We start from the raw sequence: 21932 nt of genomic DNA, 5'->3' as shown, positions 1-21932 counted from the left end.
GGATGCTCCCATGAATGAGTTGCGATGGTGAATGTCGCGGTGAATGCCAACTGGGCACGGAGCGGAATCGAGCTGGAAGCGACGGCCCCCGAATCCCGGCGGTTTCCGCCGGGATTCGGGGGCCGTCGTCATGCGGGCGCCGTCCGCTAGATGACGATGCTCAGCAGGGCCGCCACCACGAAACCGGCCACCGACAGCACCGTCTCCAGCACCGTCCAGGACTTCAGCGTGTCGCTCTCGGAGATGCCGAAGTACTTCGCCACCATCCAGAAACCGCCGTCGTTGACGTGCGAGGCGAAGATCGAGCCCGCCGAGATGGCCATGATGACCAGCGCCAGATGGGCCTGGGAGTAGTGGCCCTCGGAGAGCATCGGGGTGACGATGCCCGCCGTCGTGACGATCGCGACCGTCGCCGAGCCCTGGGCCACCCGGAGCACCACCGAGATCAGCCAGGCCAGCACGATGACCGGCAGGCCCGCGCTGTCGAAGGCGTCGGCCAGGGCCTGGGCGACACCGCTGCCCTTGAGGACCGCGCCGAAGACCCCGCCCGCGCCGACGACCAGGAGGATGTTGCCGACGGGCTTGAGGGAGGCGGTGGAGACGGTCTCCAGGGACTTGCGGGACCAGCCGCGCCGGATGCCCAGCAGGTAGTAGGCGAGGAGCAGGGCGATCGTCAGCGCCACGAAGGGGTGGCCGAAGAACTCGATGACCGAGCGGCCGGTGCTCGGGTCGAGCGCGACGGAGGAGAAGGTGGCGCAGAGGATCAGGACGAGCGGGGTGCCGATGATCGCGAGCACCGTGGCCACCGAAACCGGCCGCTCGGCCGGGGTGACGCCGGAGGCGCGCTGCTGGGCCGCGACCGCCTCCCGGGACTCCTCGGCCGCCTCGACCATGTCCTGCGGTACGGGGACGAAGATGCGCTTGCCGATCCAGGCGGCGTAGCCCCAGGCGGCCAGCACCGAGGGGATGCCGACGACGATGCCCATCAGGATGACCCAGCCCAGGTCGACGTGGAACAGCCCGGCCGCGGCCACCGGGCCGGGGTGCGGCGGCAGGAAGGCGTGGGTCATGGACAGGCCCGCGAGCAGCGGCATCGCGTAGAGCAGGATGGACTTGCCGCTGCGCTTGGCGGCCGCGTAGACGATTGGCGCGAGGACGAAGATGCCGACGTCGAAGAAGACGGGTATGCCGAAGATCAGGCCGGTCAGCCCCATCGCGAGCGGTGACCGCTTCTCCCCGAAGATGCCGAGCAGCCGGGCGCTGAGCGCCTCCGCGCCGCCGGAGACCTCGAGTATCGCGCCGAGCATGGTGCCCAGGCCGATGATGATGGCTATGTGGCCGAGGATGCCGCCCATACCGGATTCGATGAGCGAGACGGCGTCCGACTTCTGGACCGTGCCGAAGAGTTCGGTGACCGAGAGACCGGCGGCCAGGCCGACCGCGATGGAGACGCCGAGCAGCGCCACGAAGGGCTGCAGCCGGACCTTGATGATCAGGTAGAGCAGTAGCGCGATGCCGAGGGCGGCGACGGTCAGCAGACCGGCGGTGCCGTCGATGAGCGCGAGCAGACCACCGGTGTGGGGTGGTGTCTCGGCAGCGGGAGCGGCCGCGAGCAGCATGGGGAACTCCGGGTGTGGGTAGGGGGTACCGCCGCACGGCGGGGGGCCGCGCGCTGGGTGAGCGTGGGTGCGGTTGATCAGGGCTCGAGCTTCCGACGGCGGGGACGGTGAGGACGAGTCAGGGGTGGAACCCGCGGCGGGCGGAAGGCGCTCCCGCCCGCCGCGGGGCTTTCGGGGTCAGCCCAGGACGGCGAGGGCGTCGATCTCGACGAGCAGACCGGCGGGGAGGCCGACGTAGACCGTCGTACGAGCGGCCGGGGCCTCCTTGAGGCCGGCGAAGAACTCGTTGTAGATCTCGTTGAATTCGGCGAAGTGGCCGGTGTCGGTGAGGTAGACGCGCACCATCATGGCGTCCTCCCAGCTCGCGCCGCCCTCCTCCAGCACGGCCTGCACATTGCGCAGGGTCTGCAGGGTCTGCTCGCGCAGGGTCGGGCCGACGGGGGTGGGGGCCTGGCCCGGGACGGCGGGGCCGAAGCCGACCTGACCGGCGACCTGGAGGACGTTCCCCTTCTTCACGCCGTGGGAGAACTTGGCGGGCGGGGTGGTGTGCGTGGCCGGGGTGATCGCGGTCTTCTGCAGCTTCTCGGTCATGAGGAGGGCTCCTCGGCTTTCTTCTCGGGTGTTTCCGCTGTTACTTGGGAAGGGTTCTGCGAGGCGTGGGACACCGATGCGGACACCGGGGCGCCGCCCGAGTATTCCCGGCTGATCTCCTCCGCCGTGCGGCGCACCAGCGGCAGCAGGGAGAGGAGTTCCTCGGCGGTGACGACGACGTTCGGCGCCGAGACCGAGCAGGCGGCGACGACCCGCCCGTCCGTTCCCCGGATCGGTGCCCCGACGCAGTTGATCGACTCCTCGTGGCCGCCGAGATCGGTGGCCCAGCCCTGTTCGCGCACGGTCGCCAGCTCCTTGAGGAACGCGGCGGCGTTCGGCGTCGAACGGGGCGTGTACGCGGGGTAGGTGAGCCGCTCGGCCAGTGTCCGCAGCTCGGGCTCGGGCAGATCGGCCAGCAGCAGCTTGGCCACGGCGGCGACGGTGATGGCGACGGGCTTGCCGATCCGCGAGTACATCCGTACCGGGTAGCGGCTCTCCACCTTGTCGATGTAGAGCACCTCGTTCTCCTCGTACACCGCGAGATGGACGGTGTGCCCGCACCGCTCGTTGAGCGCCAACAGATGGGGGTGGGCGATCTCGCGTACGTCGAGGTTCTCCACCGCCTCCTGCGCGAGCGCGAAGAGGCGGGCGCCGAGGCGGTAGCGCTGGTCCTGCTGGCGGTAGACCATGCCGTGCTCATGGAGGGTGCGCAGCAGCCGCAGCGCGGTCGACTTGTGCACGCCCAGCCGCGTGGCGACCTGCTCCAGATTGGCCGGGCCCTCCGCCAGCAACGGCAGAATGCTCAGCGCTCGGTCGACGGTCTGACTCATGGGTCGCATACCTCCACCACTGCGGTCTCGGCCCACTTTCCGGCGGGAGTCGGCAGATCTGTCCAGCCGGGGCCGAATCGCAGTGTGCCCCACTGCGTGGCATCGAGTGCCACCAATGGGTCGGCCTGTTCCCGGGAGGGCGGGGTGCCGAGGTCGCCGGGGACGGTGAGGGCGGCGGCGGCCATGAGGTGGCCATGGCGCAGCCGTTCGGTGACCGGGAGTCCGCGCAGGGTGCCGGAGAGGAAACCGGCGGCGAAGGCGTCGCCCGCGCCGACGGGGGCCACGACATCGACGCGCGGGGCGGGTTCGAAGGTGACGGCGTCGGTGCCGTCGGGGCGGCGGGCGTAGGCGGTGGCCCCGGCACTGCCCTGCTTGACGACCAGCGTCTCCGGTTCGGGCAGCGCCGCCCGGATCGCCGCCGGGCCGCGCAGCCCCCAGACCGCCTCGGCCTCGTCCTCGCCGACGAAGACCAGGTCGCAGCCGCGGGCGAGGCCGAGCAGGACGGCGGGGCCCTGTTCGGCGTCGTCCTCCCGCTGCCAGAGGGAGACCCGGTAGTTGAGGTCGAAGGAGACGAGGGGGCGGCCGGGCGCGCGGGCGGTCAGCTCACGCATCAGCGCGCGGCAGTCGGCGGACAGGGCCGGGGTGATCCCGGTCAGATGGAGCACCCGGCCGGACCAGGCCCGCTCCCGGGGGATGAGCACCGGGGACATGGCCGCGGCGGCGGATCCGGCCCGGTAGTAGACCACCTCGGCGAGCGGCGCCGGCGACTGCGCGGGGCCGGACCCGTCGGCGGGGCCGTTCCGGTCGGCGGGGCCGGACCCGTCCACCGTCTCCGAGCCGACGGCGCGCTCGCCCGCCGTGCGGAAGTAGATGCCGGTGGGGCGGTGCGGATCGCGCTGGACGTAGGCCGTGTCCACGCCGGTGGCCGCGATCTCGCGCACCAGGTGCTCGCCGAAGCCGTCCGTGCCCACCCGGCTGATCCAGCGCGCGCGGTGCCCGGCGCGGGCCAGGCCACAGGCGACATTGGACTCGGCGCCGCCGATGCCCCGGGCGAAGGAGGGGACGTCCGCCAGCCGGCCCGGGCGGGACGGCACGAAGGTCACCATCGACTCGCCGAGGCAGACGACGTCGATGTCATCGACGGCATCAGCGACACCATCGGCGGTCTCGACGCTGGGGAGAGGGGGCACGTCTGGTCTCGCTCCTCGTGGATGGACGGATGGGGGTCAGCCACACACCGTTGACCCGGTGCTGGGCGGGATGTTAGACAGCGCTCAGCGATATGCGCAATGCACGTTGCAGAGATTGCAACCGGAATCCGTATGGAGGCGCCTCCATGGCCACCGACCACAGCGACCAGGCCGTCGCCGCTCTCGCGCGGGAGCGCGTGGACCACCGCTTCAAGGGGCTGCCTGCGAGCGCCGAGGGCCTGACGGTCGGCGAGCTGGCCGCCGAGCGGCGCTCCCTGTTCACCGGCGGCTTCACCACGCCCGTCCTGGCCCTGTCGGCCGAGGCACTGGAGCACAATCTGGTGGCGATGGAGCGCTACTCCGCCGCCCATGGGCTCGCCTTCGCCCCGCACGGCAAGACCTCCATGGCCCCCCAGCTCTTCGAGCGCCAGCTCGCCCACGGGGCTTGGGGCATCACCGCGGCCGTCCCCACCCACGTGCGGGTCTACCGGGCCTTCGGCATCCAGCGGATCTTCCTCGCCAACGAGCTCGTCGACGCCGCCGCCCTGCACTGGCTCGCGGCCGAACTCGACGCCGACCCCGATTTCCGCTTCATCGCCTACGTCGACTCGGCGCGTGGCGTCGAGCTGATGGACGCGGCGCTGCGGGAGGCCGGCGCGCGGCGGCCGGTCGAGGTGGTGGTCGAGCTGGGCGGCGGCGAGGGAGCCCGCACCGGGGCCCGTACGGAGGCGGAGTGCGCGGCGGTCGCCGACGCGGTCGCGGCCTCCGGGACCCTGCGGCTGGTCGGCGTGGCCGGCTATGAGGGCGAGGTGCCGAAGCCGGACGGCGAGCGGGTACGGGCATGGCTGCGCCGGCTCACCGCACTGGCCGCGGACTTCGACGCGGCGGGCCGCTTCGAGGGCGTGGACGAGGTGGTCGTCAGCGCGGGCGGCAGTGCGTGGTTCGACGCGGTGGCCGACGTCCTCGCGGAGCTGCCCGCGCTGTCCCGGCCGGTGCTGAAGCTGCTGCGCTCGGGTGCGTACGTCTCCCACGACGACGGTCACTACCGGCACATCACCCCCTTCAACCGCGTCCCGGAGGAGGGCGAGCTGCACCCGGCCTTCCGCCTGTGGGCCCAGGTCGTCTCCCGCCCCGAGCCCGGCCAGGCGTTCCTCAACGCGGGCAAGCGGGACGCGGCGTACGACCTCGACCTGCCCGCACCCCAGCTCATCCGCTCCGCCCGGGACGGCTCCACCCGCCCCGCCACGGGCCTGGCCATCACGGCCCTCTCCGACCAGCACGCCTGGGTCACCGTCGCGGACGGCACGGAGCTGGAGGTCGGCGACTGGGTGGCCCTCGGGCTCTCGCATCCGTGCACCAGCTTCGACAAGTGGCAGATGATTCCGGTGGCGGAGGCGGACGGCACTGTCACGGACTACATCCGCACCTTCTTCTGACCTCTCCGGGGCTCCGCCCCACCCCGCGCAAAGGGAGACGCACCTCATGGACCTGGTCATCCGCGACGCACGCGTCATCGACGGCACCGGCGGTGCCGCCTACCGGGCCGATGTGGCCGTGGACGACGGCCGGATCGCCGCCGTCGTCCGCGAGGACGGCGGCGGGCCGCGACCCACCGCCCGCCGCACCGTGGACGCGGACGGCCTCGTCCTCTCCCCCGGCTTCATCGACATGCACGCGCACAGCGACCTCGCGCTGCTGCGCGACCCCGACCACTCGGCGAAGGCCGCGCAGGGCGTGACCCTCGAGGTCATCGGCCAGGACGGGCTCTCGTACGCCCCCGTGGACGACCGGACCCTCGCCCAGATCCGTACCGCCATCACCGGCTGGAACGGCGGTGCGCCCGGGAGTACGGACATCGACTTCACCTGGCGCACCGTCGGCGAGTTCCTGGACCGCCTGGACCACGGCTTCGACGGCCGGGGCATCGCGGTCAACGCCGCCTACCTCATCCCCCAGGGCACCGTCCGGATGCTCGCGGTCGGCTGGGAGGACCGCGACGCGACACCGGCGGAGCTCGCCCGGATGAAGGAGCTGGTGGCCGAGGGGCTTCAGCAGGGCGCCGTCGGCCTCTCCTCCGGCCTCACCTACACCCCCGGCATGTACGCCTCCGACGCCGAACTCACCGAGCTGTGCCGGGTCGTGGCCGCGTACGACGGCTACTACTGCCCGCACCACCGCTCCTACGGCGTCGGCGCCCTGCGCGCGTACGAGGAGATGGTGGCCCTCACCCGCGAGGCCGGCTGCGCGCTCCACCTCGCCCACGCCACCATGAACTTCGGCCTCAACAAGGGCCGCGCCCCCGAACTCCTCACCCTCCTCGACACCGCCCTCGCCGACGGCGCCGACATCACCCTCGACACCTACCCCTACCTCCCCGGCTGCACCACGCTGGCCGCGATGATGCCGAGCTGGGCGGCCGAGGGCGGCCCCGAGGCGGCGCTCGCCCGGCTGCGCGACGACGCGACGGCCGAGCGCATCCGGCACGTCATGGAGGTGGAAGGGGCGGACGGCTGCCACGGCGTACCGATGGACTGGGACACGATCGAGATCTCCGGCGTGAACGACCCGTCCCTCACCGGCTACGTCGGCCGGACCATCGCCGCGAGCGCCCGCGAACGCGGCGAGGCCCCCTGGGTCACCGCCCGCCGCCTCCTCCTGGAGGACCACCTCGGCCCCACGATCCTGCAGCACGTCGGGCATGAGGAGAACGTCCAGGCGATCATGAAGCACCCCGTCCATACGGGCGGCAGCGACGGCATCCTCCAGGGCGCCAAGCCCCACCCCCGCGCCTACGGCACCTTCCCGCAGTACCTCGGCCGCTACGTCCGCGAGCTGGGCGTCCTCACCCTGGAGGAGTGCGTCGCCCACCTCACCTCCCGCCCTGCGGCCCGCCTCCGCCTCCCCGACCGCGGCCAGATCCATGAGGGCTACCGCGCCGACCTCGTCCTCTTCGACCCGGACACGGTGGCGGCGGGATCGACCTTCGACACCCCCCGCACCCTGCCGACCGGCATCCCCCACGTCCTCATCGACGGCCGCTTCGTTATCGAGAACGGCCGGCGGACGGACGTCCTGGCGGGGCGTTCGGTGCGGCGCGCCTAGGGTCTGTCGTCGAAGGGGGCGGCCTTGCCCCGCTGACACCTCTGTTAGCGGGGTGTTAGCGGAGCGGCAGGCTTGCGGTAGCGGCCCCGGCCAGAGTGGGTGACGTACCGAGAGAACAACGTCACCAACTGCCCCTGGGGGACTCGACATGAACGCCAACACCACTGTCCGCCGTCGCCGCACCCTTCGCATCGCCGCCGCGGCCCTGATCGCAGCCGCCGGCCTCAGCCTGACCGCCTGCAACAACGACACGGACAACACCGGCACGAAGAAGCCCGCGGCCTCCGCCGAGTCCAACAGCGGGGGTTCCTCCACCGGTGCGCAGGGCTCCGACGCCAAGACGGGCGATACGGACAAGGCGCCATCCTCGACCGGCGACCAGAAGTTGGCGGACGGCAGCACGGCCAAGATCGACAAGCTCGGTACCCAGCATTACCGCCTCAAGATCATCAACGATGGTGCCGTCCTGGCCACGCTGGAGGCGAACCAGCGCGATGCCGGGCTCGACGCCAACGGCATGTACGTCGTGTTCACGCAGAGCGGCGAGGTCCACTCCTGGATGGGCGGCGAGCACAGCGGGCCGGGCACCTTCAAGCTCGCGGGCGGCTGGACGGCCAAGGTCACCAAGGTCGGCGACGCCCACTTCCGTGCGGACATCATCGGCAACGAGGGCTCGGTGGACGGCACGCTGGAGGCGAACCAGCACGACGACGGGATGGACGCCAACGGCGTGTACATCGTGCTCAGCGCCGGCGGCGTGATCAGCGCCCACGAGTGAGCACCTGCCCGACCGCGGCGGTGGAGTTGCCTACGGCGGCTCCACCGCCGCGGTGTTCCCTCGCTCCGCTGTCCGCCCTCGTGGGCAGGCAGGTTGTCCAGGACTTCGAGCAGCGCCGCCCGGGGTCGCCTGCCCGTATCCGGGTGTGCCATGAGTAGTCCACGTCAAGCTTCGTCCAAGCGGCGGGGCAGGTTCCCGTGGCGTGCGTCACACGGCCCGGAGACATAGGGCTCCGCGGCCGAGTCACGCATCGCGTTCACCGTCTCCGTGAGCCGAGCGATGTCTCGGGTGGCAGCGAGTACTGGGCGGCACGGCAGTCGAGCAGCAGGGCAGATGGCGTCGCGACCATGACCCCACGCCCATCTGTGCGAGCTCTCAGAGGACCTCCCTGCCAAGGAGGGGTGATGGGAAGGGAGAGCGTGTGGACCCCCGCTCACCCCTCCAGTTCCGCCGCCACGAAGCGGCGCAGGTGGCGGCGGGCGTCGGCCACGGTCAGGGCGGGGGCCTGGCGCAGGCGGCGCAGGGCCAGGCCGTCGGCCAGGGCGGAGAAGCGGAGGGCGAAGTCGGCCGGGTCGTCGCATACGAAGTCGCCCTCGTCGCGGCCCCGTTCGACCAGGGACTGGATCTCGCCGTGCCATGCCTCGTAGCGCTCGGCCTGGCCATGGGCGAAGGACTCGTCGCGTTCGCCCGCGTTCCAGTAGTCGAACCACATCCGCCAGTGCTGGTCCGTGTCGTCCGTGAAGAGCGCGTCGATGAGCAGCCGCAGCCCCTCCGCGCCGCTGGTGGCCTTCGCGGCGGCCTCGCTCAGCGCGGCGTAGTAGCGCTCGATGTGCAGGACCATCGCCTCGGAGAGGACTTCCTGCACGCTCTCGAAGTGGTACGTGACCGTGCCGACCGAGACCTCGGCCGCGGCCGCCACCTCGCGCACCCCGACCCCCTTGGTGCCGCGCTCCGCGATGAGCGGAACGGCGGCCTCCACGATGAGGCGGCGGCGTACTTCGGTGGGCTGCCGGGTGCGGCGCGAGGCGTCGACGGCGCGGCGCGGGGGGCGGCGTTCGGCGGGGGACGTCACGCGGATGTCCTCGGCGTGGTGTGGTGCCATGCGCGCGTGACCACTGTCTCTCCGTTCGCCCGTGCCTCGATGCTGCTGTCCATGATGAATTCCTCCGCCGTGGCCCGCAGTTCCACGGCGGTGATGACCACCGTGTCCCAGGCCCCGCGCCGCAGCCGGATGGTCCACCGAGAGCTTGCCACGGCCGACAGCGGATCGTCGGAGCGGATGCGGTAGGTCTCGCGGGCGCTCTCCTCGTAGCGGAGTCCGTCGGGGTAGGTGCGGGAGCCACCGTAGTTGGGGTCCACGTCCAGCACCCACTCCCCCGTCGCCACATCGTGGGTGAGGGTCCGCTCGGGGCGTGGTTGGGCGGGCGGGTCGACGGTCACGGCGAGCGGCGCGGCCTGCTCGGGTTCCTCGAAGACGATGGGCGGGCGGCCCGCGTCGGCGCCCGGATCCCGTACCGGCAGCAGCAGGGCGCTGTCCCCGGGCCGTACGGTCAGCCGGCCGCGCTCGCCGTGCGGCCACACCCACGGCCAGTACGCGTCGGAGACGGCGACCCTGATGCGGTGGCCGGGAGGGAAGGCGTAGCCGGTGGCGTTCAGCTCGAACTCCACGTCCTCTTCCCGCCCTGGCTCCCACTCGACGGCCTTGTCCCGTCCCTTCCTCGACAGGAGGTTGAGTACGCCACGGGTGACCAGGGTGGACGAGCCGTCGGGCGCCACATCGCAGACGCGGGCGATGACATGGGCGCGGGGGGTGGCGCTGTCGAGGCGTAGGCGGACGCGGGGACGGCCGAGGATCTCGACCCGATCGGTCAGCGGCGGCGAGTCGAAGCAGGCCGAGCGGCCGTCCTCCTCGCGCTGGTCGGGCGGCAGATCGGTGGCGTTGCCGAAGGGGAAGAAGCGGCCCGCGTCCAGGCCGGTGTGCAGCGGCGAGCGGACGATCACCGGCTCGTCGGCGGGGCCGCCCAGGGGACGTTCGTCCCAGGTGACGGACGGCGACGGCCAGGCGTCCTCGCCGACCCAGCGGCCGGGCATGGTCGCGTACGAGGTGGCGGGCGGTACGGGGTCGTTGATCCAGGCGCGCAGCGGCGGCTCGTCCAGCACGCCGGTCGGCTCGTCCTTGAGCCAGTGGTCCCACCAGCGCAGGGTCTCCTGCAGAAAGCCGATCGCCGGGCCCGGCGGCAGCCCCCGGTCCGGGTACTGATGCGACCAGGGGCCGATGAGCCCGCGCACGGGCGCGTCCAGGTGTTCCAGCAGGCGCAGCACGGTGTCCCGGTACGGATCGGCCCAGCCGCCGACCGCGAGCACGGCGGCCTCGATCGCGCCGTAGTCCTCGCAGACGCTGCCGTGCCGCCAGTAGTCGTCCCGCTCCTGGTGGGCGAGCCAGGTGTGCAGATACGGCTCGAGCGCGTCGAGCCGCTCCCGCCACATGGGCAGCCAGCGGTCCTCGCCGACGGAGGTGGGGTGCGGCGGGCGGGCGGTGAACGCCAGCATCGTCCCGGCCCAGGCGAGCATGTCGATGCCGAGGACGGCGCCGCCGGTGTAGTGGACGTCGTTGTCGTAACGGTCGTCGGTGGAGCAGACGGTGACGATCGCCTTCAGCGGCTCGGGGCGCAGGGCGGCGATCTGGAGGGAGTTGAACCCGCCCCAGGAGATGCCGAACATCCCCACCTTGCCGGTGCACCAGGGCTGCCGCGCGAGCCAGTTGACGACGTCGACGCCGTCGGCGAGTTCGGTCGCGGTGTACTCGTCGAGCATCACGCCCTCGGAGTCGCCGCTGCCGCGCAGATCGACCCGTACCGAGGCGTAGCCGTGGCCCGCGTACCAGGGGTGGCGCTGGGCGTCGCGGGGTGCGGTCCAGTCGCTCTTGCGGTACGGGAGGTATTCGAGGAGGGCGGGGACGGGGGCGGTCTCCGCGTCCGACGGGCGCCAGATGCGTGCGTGCAGCCGCGTTCTCCCGTCCCGGGTGGGGATCCATACGTCCTCGACCCGCACCTTGCGGTCGAAGGTCTCGCGGTACTTCACGCCTCTCCTTACGGGGTGGGGTTGGAGGTGGGGCGGGGGTGGGTTGTTGCCTGCGGGTTGGGTGCGGCTGCGGGTGGGGGGCGCGGCTGCGGGTCGGGGGCGGCTGCGGGTCGGGGTGAGCCTGCGGGGCGGGGGCGGCTGCGGGTCGGGGTGAGCCTGCGGGGTCGGGAGCGCCTGGGGGGCGGGAGCGGCTGCGGGTCGGGGTGAGCCTGCGGGGTCGGGAGCGCCTGGGGGGCGGGAGCGGCTGCGGGTCGGGGTGAGCCTGCGGGGTCGGGAGCGCCTGGGGGCGGGAGCGGCTGCGGGTCGGGGTGAGCCTGCGGGGTCGGGAGCGCCTGGGGGGCGGGAGCGGCTGCGGGTCGGAGGCGCGGCTGCGGGTCGGGGGCGCCTGGGGGTCGGGGGCGCCTGGGGGTCGGGGGCGGTTGGGGGTCGGGGGCGCCTGGGGGGCGGGGGCGGCTGCGGGTCTGGAGCGCCTGGGGGTCGGGGTGAGCCTGCGGGGTCGGGAGCGCCTGGGGGTCGGGGGCGCCTGCGGCGGGCTAGCCCCCACCCCGCCCCTTCTCTCCCCGAAACCGGGGCTCCGCCCCGGACCCGGCTCCTCCATCGCCGGAGGGGCTCGCAGGTTGTGGGCAATCGTTCCTCCCCCGGCTACCGCTGGGAGGTGCACCCGGCGGAACGGGTGGGCGCAACCGGCCCACCGGCCCGCGCCCGGCGGCGATACCCCGAGGGGCACCCCCCACGGGGGCCGGGGCCGGCCCCGGTTTCGGGAAGGGGCGGGGTGGGGGGCTAGCCATCCGTCGGCCGCCACCTGCGCACCCGGTGCCCCCCGCCCAACTCCTCCCACACCGCCCCCGGCTCGGCCGCATCCGCCCACTCCTCGGCCGGGGCCGAGGCCGCAGCCCCCTCCACCTCCGGATCCGGCTCCAGCGCCGCCCCCATCAGCGCCCGCGTATACGGATGCCCCGGACTCTCGAACACCGCATCCGTGGGCCCCTCCTCCACCACCACCCCGTGCCGCAGCACCACCACCCGGTCGGCGATCCCCCGCACCACCGCCAGGTCATGGCTGATGAACAGGCACGCCAACTCCCGCTCCCGGCGCAGATCGTCCAGCAGCCGCAACACATCGGCCTGTACGGACACATCCAGCGCCGTCGTGATCTCGTCCGCGATCAGCACCTCCGGCTCCCCGGCCAGCGCCCGCGCGATCCCGATCCGCTGGCGCTGGCCGCCCGACAGCTGCGCGGGCAGCCGGTCGGCGAAGTCGGGGTCGAGGCGAACGTCGGCGATCAGCTGCCGGGCCCGCGAGGCCGCCTCGCCCCGCGACCCCGCCGAGCCGAAGAAGCGCAGGGGCCGCCGTATCGCATCGCCCACCGAACGCCGCGGATTGAGCGAGGTGTCGGCGTTCTGGAAGACGAGTTGCACGGTGCGGCGCAGGGCGAGCGGACGCCGCCGCGCGGGGACGCCCAGGTCACCGCCGGACGCCCCGCCCACCGCACCGTCGGGCGTGCGGCCCGACGGACCCCCGGACCCACCGCCCGACGCAGCTCCGGACGCACCGCCCACCACACCCCCCGCCCCGGCCCGCATCGACCCGCCCGACGGCCCCCGCAGCCCCGCCAGCGACCACGCGATCGTCGACTTGCCGCTGCCCGACTCGCCGACCAGCGCCAGCACCTCCCCCTTCCGCACGCTGAAGGAGACCCCGTCCACCGCGCGGCTGGTGCCGTAGTCGATCGTCACCTCTCGTACGTCCAGCGCCTCGGCCGCGTCCCCGGGCACCTCGGCCTTGGGCCGGATCTCCCGCGTGCCGTCCTCCCCCACCAGCGCCAGCCCGGCGTCCGCGATGCGCGGGACGCTGGCCAGCAGGCGGCGGGTGTACGGGTCGGCGGGGGCGGCGAAGAGCCGTCGGGTGGGGGCCGCCTCGACGACCCGCCCGGCGCGCAGTACGCACACCTCGTCGGCCATGTGCGCGACCACGCCGAGGTCATGGCTGACCAGGACGGCGGCGAGGCCGAGCTCCTCGCGCAGGGCGCCGACCAGGTCCAGCACCCCGCGCTGGGTGATCACATCGAGGCCGGTGGTGGGCTCGTCCAGGACGAGCACCTTGGGGCGGGCCGCGATGGCCATGGCGATGGCCACGCGCTGCTGCTGTCCGCCGGAGAGCTCATGCGGATAGCGGCGGGCGAGTTCGCGGGGATGCGGCAGCCTGACCTGTTCCAGCAGGTCCGTGACGGGCACCTCGCCGCCCGCCTCCGCGATCTGCCGTCCGATGCGCATGCTGGGCGTCAGGGCGTGGCCCGCGTTCTGGGAGACCATCGCGACCGTACCGCCGCGCAGCCGCCGCAACTCCCGCGCGGAGAGCGCGAAGACGTCCCTGCCCTCGACGGCGACCCGTCCGCCGGTCAGCCGCGATCCGTGCCGCAGATGCCCCAGCAGCGTCGCGGCGACCGTCGACTTGCCGCTGCCCGACTCGCCGACCAGGGCCAGCGTCCGGCCGGGCCGCACCTCCAGCGACACCTCGTCCACGACGGGCACCTCGCGCCCACCCGGCCCACCCGAACGGTAGGCCACGGACAAGGCGTCCACCGAGACGATGGGCGTCGACTCCGACGGAACACTCCCGTCCGCCGAAACAATGCGCGTCATCAGGAGCCCTCCCGGATCCGGTCCACGCCCCACGCCTTGGACAGGCCGTCGGCCGCGAGGTTGAGCCCGACCACCAGCGTGGCCAGGGCGATGATCGGCGCGAGGCTGGCCATCGGGACGACGGTGATGGCGGTGCGGTTCTCCGCGACCATCAGCCCCCAGTCGGGGGTGGGCGGGTCGGCGCCGAAGCCCAGGAAGGACAGCGAGGAGATCAGCAGCACCACCCACGAGGCACGCATCGCGAACTCGACGCACACCACGTCGGTGATGTTGGGCAGCACCTCGCGCCGCAGGATCGCCCAGGTGCTCTCGCCGCGGGCACGCGCCGCGGTGACGTAGTCCTGCGGGACGACGGCGAGCGCGGCGCCGCGCACGACACGCACCACCTGGGGAACGCAGACGACGGCGATGGCCAGCACGATGACCGAGGAACCGGTGCCCAGCGCGGTGACGATCACCAGCAGGACGAGGATCGCGGGGATGGAGAGCACCGCGTCCAGGACGCGCATCAGCAGATCGTCCAGCCAGCCGCCGCGCAGGGCGGCCGCGCAGCCGAGGACGGCGCCGAGGGCGACGGTGAGGACGGTCGCGGTGACGGAGACGCCGAGCGCGTACCGCCCGCCGTACAGCACCCGGGTCAGCACATCGCGCCCATAGCTGTCGGTGCCCGCCCAGTGGTCCGCGCCGGGCCCGAGCAGCGCGTGCGAGGCGTCGCCGGTGGTGGGGTGGTAGGGGGTGAGCAGCGGGGCGAGCAGCGCGACCACGAGGTGGACGGCGACGATCGCGAGCCCGATGGCGGTGGGGCGGGAGGAGCGCACGGCGCGCCAGGTGCGGGCGGCGACACCGGGGCGGACGGGCGCGGGCGGTGCGGCGGCCCGCGCCGCCCCCGCGGACGCTTTCAGCGGGCTCGTCGGGTCTTCCAGCGAGCTCATCGGATCCTCCCTCCTCGGGTGCGGAGCTTGGGGTTGAGGGCCATGGAGCCGAGGTCGGCGGCGAGGTTGCACACGACGTAGACGACGGCGCTGATGAGGGCGATGGCCTGGATGACGGGCAGGTCGCGGTTCTGGACGGAGGAGAGCATCAGCTTGCCGATGCCGGGGTAGTTGAAGACGTTCTCGACCACGGCGACGCCGCCGACCAGCCAGGCCACGTTGAGCGCGATGACGTGGAGGGTGGGCAGCAGGGCGCTGGGCAGGGCGTGCCGGGTGACCACCCGCCAGGTGGACAGGCCCTTGAGCCGGGCGGTGGTGACGTATTCGCCGGCCATGACGTCGATCACCGAGGTGCGGGCCATCCGCACGATGTACGCGGCCATGACGATCGCGAGCGAGGCGGCGGGCAGCCAGACCGCCGGGAGGAGCTGCCCGGTGCTGGCGCCCGGTCCGTACAGCACCACGGCGGGCAGCACCGGCACGGTGACGGAGAAGGCGAGCACCAGCACGGTGGCCACGACGAATTCGGGGACGCTCATCCCGATCAGGCTGACGGTGGAGATCAGGTGGTCGGGCCAGCGGTCGCGGTAGAGCCCGGCGACGATGCCGAGGACGAGGGAGCCGGTGACCGCGAAGAGGATGGTGACCACGGCGATGAGGGCGGAGTTGCCGAGGTACTGGGCGACTTCGCCGCCCACCGGTTTGGCGGTGACCAGCGAGGTGCCGAAGTCGCCGTGCAGGGCGCCGTTGATCCAGTGGCCGTAGCGCTCCCACGCGGGCTGGTCGAGCCCCATCTGCTTGCGCAGGGTGGCGACGGCGTCGGGGGTGGCGTCCCTGCCGAGCACCTGGGTGGCGACGTCGCCGGGCAGTGCCTGGACGGCCAGGAAGACCAGGACCGAGGAGAGCATCAGGGTGCCCAGCGCGGAGACCACACGGCGGACGAGGAAGGTGAGCATGCGCCTCATGCCCCCTTCAGGCCGATGCGGAGGTAGTCGAACTCGAAGCCGTGCTCGGCGTAGCCGCGCACCTTCCGGGAGATCCCGACGAGCCGGTCGGCGAACATCGGAGTGATGGCCCCGCCCCGCTCGATGACGAGCGTCTGCGCCTGTCCGTACAGCTCGCGCCTGCGGCCCGTGTCGGTCTCCCGGCGGGCCCGGTCGAGCAGCGCGTCGAACTCCTTGTCGGCCCAGGCGGTCTCGTTGTACGAGGAGCCGCCGCGGAAGACCTGGTTGAGGAGCTGGTCGACGGGGCGCCCGGTGTACCAGTAGGTGGCCATGAGCGGCTTCTTCATCCAGATCTGGGTGTAGTACGAGTCGGCGGCCGCGGTCTTGACCCGGATCCGGATGCCGGCCCGCCCGGCCGACTCCTGGTAGGCGAGGGCCATGGGCGTGAAGATCGGGTCGTACGAGGAGGTGTAGAGGTCCACCGCCAGCCGCTCGTACCCGGCCTTCTTCAGCAGATGGCGGGCCTTCTCGGGGTCGTGGGCGGGGTGGGCGGCGGTGTGGGCGGGGTCGTTCGGCGGGACGGGGTTGTCCCAGCCGGCCGTGCCCGCGCCCTGGAGGGCCGCCTTCAGGATGTGCTCGGGGTCGTAGGCGAGCTTCATCGCCTGCCGCACCCGCACATCGGTGAAGGGCTTCTCGGTGGTGAGCATCGGCAGCACGTACCACTGGGCGTTCTCGGCGCGGGCGATGGTGGCGCGGTCGGAGGCGGCGATGACCCGGGCGGTGGCGAAGTCGAGGTTGGTCTGGGAGAGCAGATCGACCTGTCCGGCGAGCAGGGCGCCCGAGCGGGCCTGCATATCGGCGACGGAGTAGAAGTCGATGGCGTCCAGGACCGGGCGCCCGGCCCAGTGGTCCGGGTAGGCGGTGACCCGGCCGGGCCCGGCGGCGGCGAAGGACGCGAGCCGGAACGGGCCGGTGCCGATGCCGGTGCGGCCGATGGAGCGGGCGCTGCCGTCCGGGACGACGTAGCAGTTGTAGTGGGTGAGCAGGCTGGGGAACTCGGCGTGCGGGCTCTTCAGCGGGACGACGAGGGTGTGGGCGTCGGGGGTGCGCAGCCGCTTCGGGTCGATCAGCGGGGACAGCACGGGGGCCTGCGGGGAGGCGGTCGCGGTGTCGAGGATGTGGCGCAGGGTGTAGGCGGCGTCGGCGGAGGTGAAGGCGCGGCCGTCGTGGAAGGTGACGCCGCGGCGCAGCCGGAAGGTCCAGGTGGTCGCCTTGGCGTCGGGCTCCCAGGATTCGGCGAGGTCGGGGGCGACGGTGCCGTCGGGCCCGATCCGGACGAGCCGGTTGTAGAGCGCGCCGAGGTATTCGTACGCGGAGAGCGCGCTCGCGGGGTCGAGGGTCTCGGCGTCGGAGGCGGGCGGCCGGGCGATGCGCAGGGTGCCGCCGCGGTCGGGCCGCCCGGCCGGGCCGCGGGTGGGCACGGCCCTCGTCGGGGACGCGGAGGCGGCTCCGGAGCAGCCGCTCAGCAGGGCGGAGCCGCCGAGCGCACCGCCGATCGCCGCCGCGGTGGTGAGCAGCGACCTCCGTGGCAGCCCGGCCGCGGCGGGGGCAGCTCGGTGGGAGGTCTCGGATGTGAACGGGGGCATGAACGGGGGCACCCTTCCCTTACTCGTTCAGCGGAACGATTGGGTGAAGTGCGTGAACGATAGCCAGTACACGCGTTCGGGCCAACCCTTCGTTCGCGAAAATTAACCCCGGAAACCGAGTCGTTACCCGGCGCGGAGAGCGGCCCGGGGACGGCGCGCGGGGTCGCGGACCCCGCCCCACGGCACCCCCGCACACCGTCCGCGCACGGTCCACGTGGCGAAAAACACCGAGCGGCCCCGGATACTCCGCCGTATGGTGGCCGACATGCAGGTGATCCAGTCCACGAAGCTCTCCAACGTCTGCTACGAAATCCGTGGCCCGGTGCTCGAGGAGGCGATGCGGCTGGAGGCGGCAGGACACCGCATCCTCAAGCTGAATACCGGCAATCCGGCGGCCTTCGGCTTCGAATGCCCCCCGGAGATCCTCGAGGACATGCTCCGCAACCTCGGCGACGCCCACGGCTACGGCGACGCCAAGGGGCTGCTGTCCGCGCGGCGCGCGGTGATGCAGCACTACCAGACCCAGGGCATCGACCTCGATGTCGAGGACATCTTCCTCGGCAACGGCGTCTCCGAGCTGATCCAGATGTCGATGCAGGGGCTGCTCGACGACGGCGACGAGGTCCTCGTCCCGGCCCCCGACTATCCGCTGTGGACCGCCGCGGTCTCACTGGCCGGCGGCACCGCCGTCCACTACCGCTGCGATGAGCAGTCGGACTGGCTGCCGGACCTCGCCGACATCGAGCGCAAGGTCACCGACCGCACCAAGGCGCTCGTCATCATCAACCCGAACAACCCCACGGGTGCCGTCTACGGCGAGGAGACGCTGCGCGGGCTCACCGATATCGCCCGCCGCCATCAGCTGATCGTCTGCTCCGACGAGATCTACGACAAGATCCTCTACGACGGGGCCACCCACACCCCGACCACCACTGTCGCCCCCGATCTGCTGACCCTCACCTTCAACGGGCTCTCCAAGGCGTACCGGGTGGCGGGCTACCGCAGCGGCTGGCTCGCGGTCTGCGGCCCCAAGGCGCACGCCGCCAGCTATCTGGAGGGGCTGACCATCCTTGCCAATATGCGGCTGTGCGCCAATATGCCGGCGCAGCACGCGGTGGCCACGGCGCTCGGCGGCCGTCAGTCGGTCAACGACCTGGTGCTCCCCGGCGGACGGCTGCTGGAGCAGCGGGACACGGCGTACGACCTGCTGACCCAGATCCCGGGCGTCACGTGCGTGAAGCCCAGGGGCGCGCTGTACGCGTTCCCCAAGCTGGACCCCAAGGTCTACAAGATCAAGGACGACCGGCAGATGGTGCTGGATCTGCTGCGGGCCGAGAAGATCATGATCGTGCACGGCACGGGATTCAACTGGCCGGAGCCGGATCACTTCCGCATCGTCACGCTGCCCGCCAAGGAGGATCTGGCGGACGCGGTGACCAGGATCGGGAACTTCCTGGACGGATACGGCCAACCCTGATCTTTTAGTCTCAGCTCAACTTTAGACAGAGTCTAAGTTAGGATGGCCTCCTGACCCCTTGGAGGCCATCCATGTACGAGCCGATCCGCACCAAATCGGTCCACAGCATGGCCGAGCCCACGCCCGACTTCCCGCACCGCACCCGCGAGGAAGAGCTGGACGTCCGGCTGGCCGGGCATCTGACCGCGCTGCTCACCGTGACGGACGAGCTGCGTGCCCACACCCCGCACCCCGGCCTCGACGACGCCGCCCAGCGCCTCGCCGAGCAGGCCGCCCGCCTGCGCGACGGCCGCGCCCCGCTGCGCGCCGCACCCTCGACGACGGAGCCGGACGCGGCACATATAGCCACCCTCCACCAGCGCGCCCACACCCTGGCCGGGTGGGCCCTGGTCGTGGCCACGTCCCGGAACGACACGGCGGCCTCGACGCTGGCGGCCGAGCGACTGGCGGCGCATGCGGCGGCACTGGGGCTTAACGAGGCGTAGCCGGAACCGTCCGGGGGTGGGCGCAGTCTGAGCGCATCACTCAACTCTCGGCCCGGAATGGCTCGGTCCGACTGCCGAATGCCTCATTCCGGTTGAGGACCGCGATAAGCGCTCCACGTTCCGTACATCCGAAGCTGGCTGGAACGCGGGCTTCCGCGAGGACGCTGCCGCCGTGAGACGCATCCTGGGAATCGTCCTGGCAGTACCGCTGATCGGCGGTGTGGCCGTTGCCGTCGTCGCGGGCCGCGACAAGGACAAGGGCACGGCAACGACGACCGTACGTGGCGTGATCGGATCGGAGAAGGCCGTCTTCGCCGATCCCGACGTCGTGAAGGCGCCGGCGGACCAAGGGCCCACCGTCAAGACCGAGACCTCCGGCTCCTGGGCCACAGCGGTGCGGGCTGTACGGTCGCTGCCGCGAAAAGGCCCGGGGCCCGCACCTGAGTGCGGGCCCCGGGCCTCGGGCTGCGCTCAGCCCAGGCGCTTGACCAGCGCGTGGTACTCGTCCCACATCTCCTTCGGCGTGTGCTCACCGAAGGTGTTGAGGTGGTCGGGCACCAGCCCCGCCTCCTCGCGCCAGACCTCCTTGTCGACCGTGAGCAGCAACTTGAGCTCGGCGTCGCCGAGGTCCAGACCGTCGGTGTCCAGCGCCTCGGGCGTCGGCAGCACCCCGATCGGGCTCTCCACGCCCTCGGCCTTGCCGTCCAGCCGGTCGACGATCCACTTCAGCACCCGGCTGTTCTCGCCGAAGCCCGGCCAGACGAAGTGCCCGTCGGCGTCCTTGCGGAACCAGTTGACGTAGTAGATCTTCGGCAGCTTGGCGGCGTCCGCGTTCTTGCCGACCTTCACCCAATGGGCCATGTAGTCGCCCATGTTGTAGCCGCAGAACGGCAGCATGGCGAACGGGTCGCGGCGCAGCTCGCCGACCTTGCCCTCGGCCGCGGCGGTCTTCTCGCTCGCCACGTTGGCGCCGAGGAAGACGCCGTGCTGCCAGTCGAAGGACTCGGTCACCAGCGGAACGGCGCTGGCCCGGCGGCCGCCGAAGAGGATCGCCGAGATCGGCACGCCCTTGGGGTCCTCCCACTCGGGGGCGATGATCGGGCACTGACCGGCCGGCACGGTGAAGCGGGCGTTGGGGTGGGCCGCGGGCGTCTCGCTCGCCGGGGTCCAGTCGTTGCCCTTCCAGTCGGTCAGATGAGCGGGCGGCTCCTCGGTCATGCCCTCCCACCACACATCGCCGTCGTCGGTGAGCGCGACATTGGTGAAGACCGAGTTCCCCCACAGGGTCTTCATCGCGTTGGCGTTGGTGTGCTCACCGGTGCCGGGCGCGACGCCGAAGAAGCCCGCCTCGGGGTTGATCGCGTACAGCCTGCCGTCCTCGCCGAACCGCATCCAGGCGATGTCGTCGCCGATCGTCTCGACCGTCCAGCCCCGGATGGTCGGCTCCAGCATCGCGAGGTTGGTCTTGCCGCAGGCGCTCGGGAACGCCGCGGCCACGTACTTCGACTCGCCCTCCCGTCGCCCGCCACCACCCTCAAACGAGGACCTTTGGTCCGCTGTCTTGTTGGGCGGCGGGGTGAGCTTGAGGATCAGCATGTGCTCGGCGAGCCAGCCCTCGTCCCGCGCCATCACGGAGGCGATGCGCAGGGCGTAGCACTTCTTGCCGAGCAGGGCGTTGCCGCCGTAGCCGGAGCCGTACGACCAGATCTCCCGCGCCTCCGGGAAGTGCGAGATGTACTTGGTCGGGTTGCACGGCCAGGGAACGTCGGCCTGGCCCGGCTCCAGCGGGGCGCCGAGGGTGTGGACGGCCTTGACGAAGAAGCCCTCGTCCCCGAGGACGTCGAGGACCTCCTGTCCCATGCGGGTCATGGTGCGCATGGAGACGGCGACGTAGGCGGAGTCGGTGATCTCGACGCCGATCGCGGACAGCGGCGAGCCGAGCGGGCCCATGCAGAAGGGCACGACGTACATGGTCCGGCCGCGCATGGAGCCCCGGAAGACGCCCTGCTCCCCGGCGAAGATCTCGCGCATCTCGTCGGGGTGTTTCCAGTGGTTCGTCGGGCCCGCGTCCGCCTCCTTCTCGGAGCATATGAACGTACGGTCCTCGACGCGCGCCACGTCGCTCGGATCGGAGGCGGCGTAGTACGAGTTGGGGCGCTTGATCGGATCAAGGCGCGTGAAGGTGCCCTTTTCGACGAGCTCCGCGCACAGGCGGTCGTACTCCGCTTCCGAGCCGTCGCACCACACCACACGATCGGGCTGGGTGAGGGCGGCGATCTCGCCGACCCAGGAGACGAGCTCCTGGTGGTTCGTGGGGCTCGGGGTGGTCGTGAGAGAGGAAGCCACATTGCTGGGCGCCACGATCGCTCCATCCCGCCGGAACCGCACACGCTCCGGCGACTTGATTGAGGGTTTTGGACGAATATGTGCACTCATATTCGTTTATGGAGACAGCTACCCCTTGGGGGCTGCGACCCGGATGCTCAGCTCATCCGGTGCCGACCGCGCTCATTTGATCATCCGACTGTGTGGGCCATCTGTCCAGTGGGCGCTTTGGTGACCATCACCACTCGGCATGAACCGGTAACTTACGGTGGCGTAGGTAGCATGAGCG

At 71.9% G+C, this 21932-nt stretch carries 16 protein-coding genes and 1 pseudogene; 6 read left to right on the top strand and 11 right to left on the bottom strand.

Translation table 11 applies throughout. The annotated features are described in order from the left end of the window. Positions 1–146: 146 nt before the first annotated feature. From AS97_RS28605 to AS97_RS28590, 4 genes are all read right to left on the bottom strand, one after another. Positions 147–1619: a gluconate:H+ symporter gene (locus AS97_RS28605; protein WP_093464286.1), complete on the bottom strand. Its 1473-nt coding sequence runs from the start codon at positions 1617–1619 to the stop codon at positions 147–149. Positions 1620–1796: 177 nt separating this feature from the next. After that, complete coding sequence (locus tag AS97_RS28600; RefSeq protein WP_059146282.1) at positions 1797–2210, bottom strand: RidA family protein; 414 nt, start codon at positions 2208–2210, stop codon at positions 1797–1799. Beyond that, positions 2207–3040, bottom strand: coding sequence for an IclR family transcriptional regulator (locus AS97_RS28595; RefSeq protein ID WP_125758705.1), 834 nt, complete (start codon positions 3038–3040; stop codon positions 2207–2209). The genes AS97_RS28600 and AS97_RS28595 overlap by 4 nt, the downstream gene beginning before the upstream one ends. After that, on the bottom strand, positions 3037–4230 hold the full coding sequence (locus tag AS97_RS28590; protein WP_059146284.1) for a sugar kinase: 1194 nt from the start codon (positions 4228–4230) through the stop codon (positions 3037–3039). The genes AS97_RS28595 and AS97_RS28590 overlap by 4 nt, the downstream gene beginning before the upstream one ends. Positions 4231–4376: 146 nt before the next feature. Here AS97_RS28590 and AS97_RS28585 point away from each other — a divergent pair, with 146 nt between their 5' ends. From AS97_RS28585 to AS97_RS28575, 3 genes are all read left to right on the top strand, one after another. Next, positions 4377–5666, top strand: coding sequence for an alanine racemase (locus tag AS97_RS28585; RefSeq protein WP_210565896.1), 1290 nt, complete (start codon positions 4377–4379; stop codon positions 5664–5666). A 46-nt stretch (positions 5667–5712) separates the two neighbouring features. Further along, entirely contained in the window at positions 5713–7332 is a 1620-nt protein-coding gene (locus AS97_RS28580) for a D-aminoacylase (protein ID WP_210565895.1), read from the top strand. A 148-nt stretch (positions 7333–7480) separates the two neighbouring features. Continuing rightward, the gene (locus AS97_RS28575; RefSeq protein WP_059146287.1) at positions 7481–8110 is read left to right on the top strand and encodes a hypothetical protein; all 630 of its coding nucleotides are present in this window, start codon (positions 7481–7483) and stop codon (positions 8108–8110) included. A gap of 433 nt (positions 8111–8543) precedes the next feature. Here AS97_RS28575 and AS97_RS28570 read toward each other — a convergent pair whose 3' ends face one another. From AS97_RS28570 to AS97_RS28545, 6 genes are all read right to left on the bottom strand, one after another. Then, entirely contained in the window at positions 8544–9182 is a 639-nt protein-coding gene (locus AS97_RS28570; RefSeq protein WP_236670305.1) for a TetR/AcrR family transcriptional regulator, read from the bottom strand. Continuing rightward, the gene (locus tag AS97_RS28565) at positions 9179–11191 is read right to left on the bottom strand and encodes a CocE/NonD family hydrolase (RefSeq protein WP_210565894.1); all 2013 of its coding nucleotides are present in this window, start codon (positions 11189–11191) and stop codon (positions 9179–9181) included. Before AS97_RS28565 ends, AS97_RS28570 begins: the two co-directional genes overlap by 4 nt. 780 nt (positions 11192–11971) lie before the next feature. After that, positions 11972–13834 carry an ABC transporter ATP-binding protein gene (locus AS97_RS28560; protein WP_210565893.1) on the bottom strand — a complete coding sequence of 621 codons (1863 nt, stop codon included), beginning with the start codon at positions 13832–13834 and terminating at the stop codon, positions 11972–11974. Next, the gene (locus AS97_RS28555; protein WP_107119347.1) at positions 13834–14766 is read right to left on the bottom strand and encodes an ABC transporter permease; all 933 of its coding nucleotides are present in this window, start codon (positions 14764–14766) and stop codon (positions 13834–13836) included. The genes AS97_RS28560 and AS97_RS28555 overlap by 1 nt, the downstream gene beginning before the upstream one ends. Beyond that, positions 14763–15722 (bottom strand): ABC transporter permease, encoded by a 960-nt coding sequence (locus AS97_RS28550; protein ID WP_210567297.1) that lies wholly within the window; start codon positions 15720–15722, stop codon positions 14763–14765. Before AS97_RS28550 ends, AS97_RS28555 begins: the two co-directional genes overlap by 4 nt. Positions 15723–15727: 5 nt before the next feature. Continuing rightward, positions 15728–17356 carry an ABC transporter substrate-binding protein gene (locus tag AS97_RS28545; protein ID WP_125759291.1) on the bottom strand — a complete coding sequence of 543 codons (1629 nt, stop codon included), beginning with the start codon at positions 17354–17356 and terminating at the stop codon, positions 15728–15730. 265 nt (positions 17357–17621) lie between these two features. On the opposite strand from AS97_RS28545, the gene AS97_RS28540 reads away from it, so the two are divergent. From AS97_RS28540 to AS97_RS47720, 3 genes and pseudogenes are all read left to right on the top strand, one after another. Continuing rightward, the gene (locus AS97_RS28540) at positions 17622–18833 is read left to right on the top strand and encodes a pyridoxal phosphate-dependent aminotransferase (protein WP_059147900.1); all 1212 of its coding nucleotides are present in this window, start codon (positions 17622–17624) and stop codon (positions 18831–18833) included. A gap of 71 nt (positions 18834–18904) precedes the next feature. Beyond that, positions 18905–19318: a hypothetical protein gene (locus AS97_RS28535; protein WP_086711222.1), complete on the top strand. Its 414-nt coding sequence runs from the start codon at positions 18905–18907 to the stop codon at positions 19316–19318. Positions 19319–19490: 172 nt separating this feature from the next. Then, a pseudogene (locus tag AS97_RS47720) lies at positions 19491–19703 on the top strand (hypothetical protein); the annotation flags it as partial. Between the two features lie 86 nt (positions 19704–19789). Here the strand turns inward: AS97_RS47720 and AS97_RS28530 are convergent. Next, a complete protein-coding gene (locus AS97_RS28530) occupies positions 19790–21679 on the bottom strand; it encodes a phosphoenolpyruvate carboxykinase (GTP) (RefSeq protein ID WP_059147887.1) in 1890 nt (629 codons plus the stop codon). Between the last annotated feature and the right edge of the window lie 253 nt (positions 21680–21932).

It is taken from the genome of Streptomyces sp. AgN23 (assembly GCF_001598115.1).
GTDB classification, from domain to species: Bacteria; Actinomycetota; Actinomycetes; order Streptomycetales; family Streptomycetaceae; genus Streptomyces; species Streptomyces antimycoticus.
The sequence above is the reverse complement of the archived record's forward strand: the minus strand, read 5'-3'. Positions and strand labels throughout refer to the sequence as shown.

Excerpts from the sequence above, each read along its gene's own strand:
- AS97_RS28580 (WP_210565895.1), top strand. The coding sequence starts at position 5,713 with ATGGACCTGGTCATCCGCGACGCACGCGTCATCGACGGCACCGGCGGT.
- AS97_RS28600 (WP_059146282.1), bottom strand. The coding sequence starts at position 2,210 with ATGACCGAGAAGCTGCAGAAGACCGCGATCACCCCGGCCACGCACACC.
- AS97_RS28560 (WP_210565893.1), bottom strand. The coding sequence starts at position 13,834 with ATGACGCGCATTGTTTCGGCGGACGGGAGTGTTCCGTCGGAGTCGACG.
- AS97_RS28545 (WP_125759291.1), bottom strand. The coding sequence starts at position 17,356 with ATGCCCCCGTTCACATCCGAGACCTCCCACCGAGCTGCCCCCGCCGCG.
- AS97_RS28575 (WP_059146287.1), top strand. The coding sequence starts at position 7,481 with ATGAACGCCAACACCACTGTCCGCCGTCGCCGCACCCTTCGCATCGCC.
- AS97_RS28595 (WP_125758705.1), bottom strand. The coding sequence starts at position 3,040 with ATGAGTCAGACCGTCGACCGAGCGCTGAGCATTCTGCCGTTGCTGGCG.
- AS97_RS28605 (WP_093464286.1), bottom strand. The coding sequence starts at position 1,619 with ATGCTGCTCGCGGCCGCTCCCGCTGCCGAGACACCACCCCACACCGGT.
- AS97_RS28550 (WP_210567297.1), bottom strand. The coding sequence starts at position 15,722 with ATGCTCACCTTCCTCGTCCGCCGTGTGGTCTCCGCGCTGGGCACCCTG.
- AS97_RS28555 (WP_107119347.1), bottom strand. The coding sequence starts at position 14,766 with ATGAGCTCGCTGGAAGACCCGACGAGCCCGCTGAAAGCGTCCGCGGGG.
- AS97_RS28540 (WP_059147900.1), top strand. The coding sequence starts at position 17,622 with ATGCAGGTGATCCAGTCCACGAAGCTCTCCAACGTCTGCTACGAAATC.
- AS97_RS28535 (WP_086711222.1), top strand. The coding sequence starts at position 18,905 with ATGTACGAGCCGATCCGCACCAAATCGGTCCACAGCATGGCCGAGCCC.
- AS97_RS28585 (WP_210565896.1), top strand. The coding sequence starts at position 4,377 with ATGGCCACCGACCACAGCGACCAGGCCGTCGCCGCTCTCGCGCGGGAG.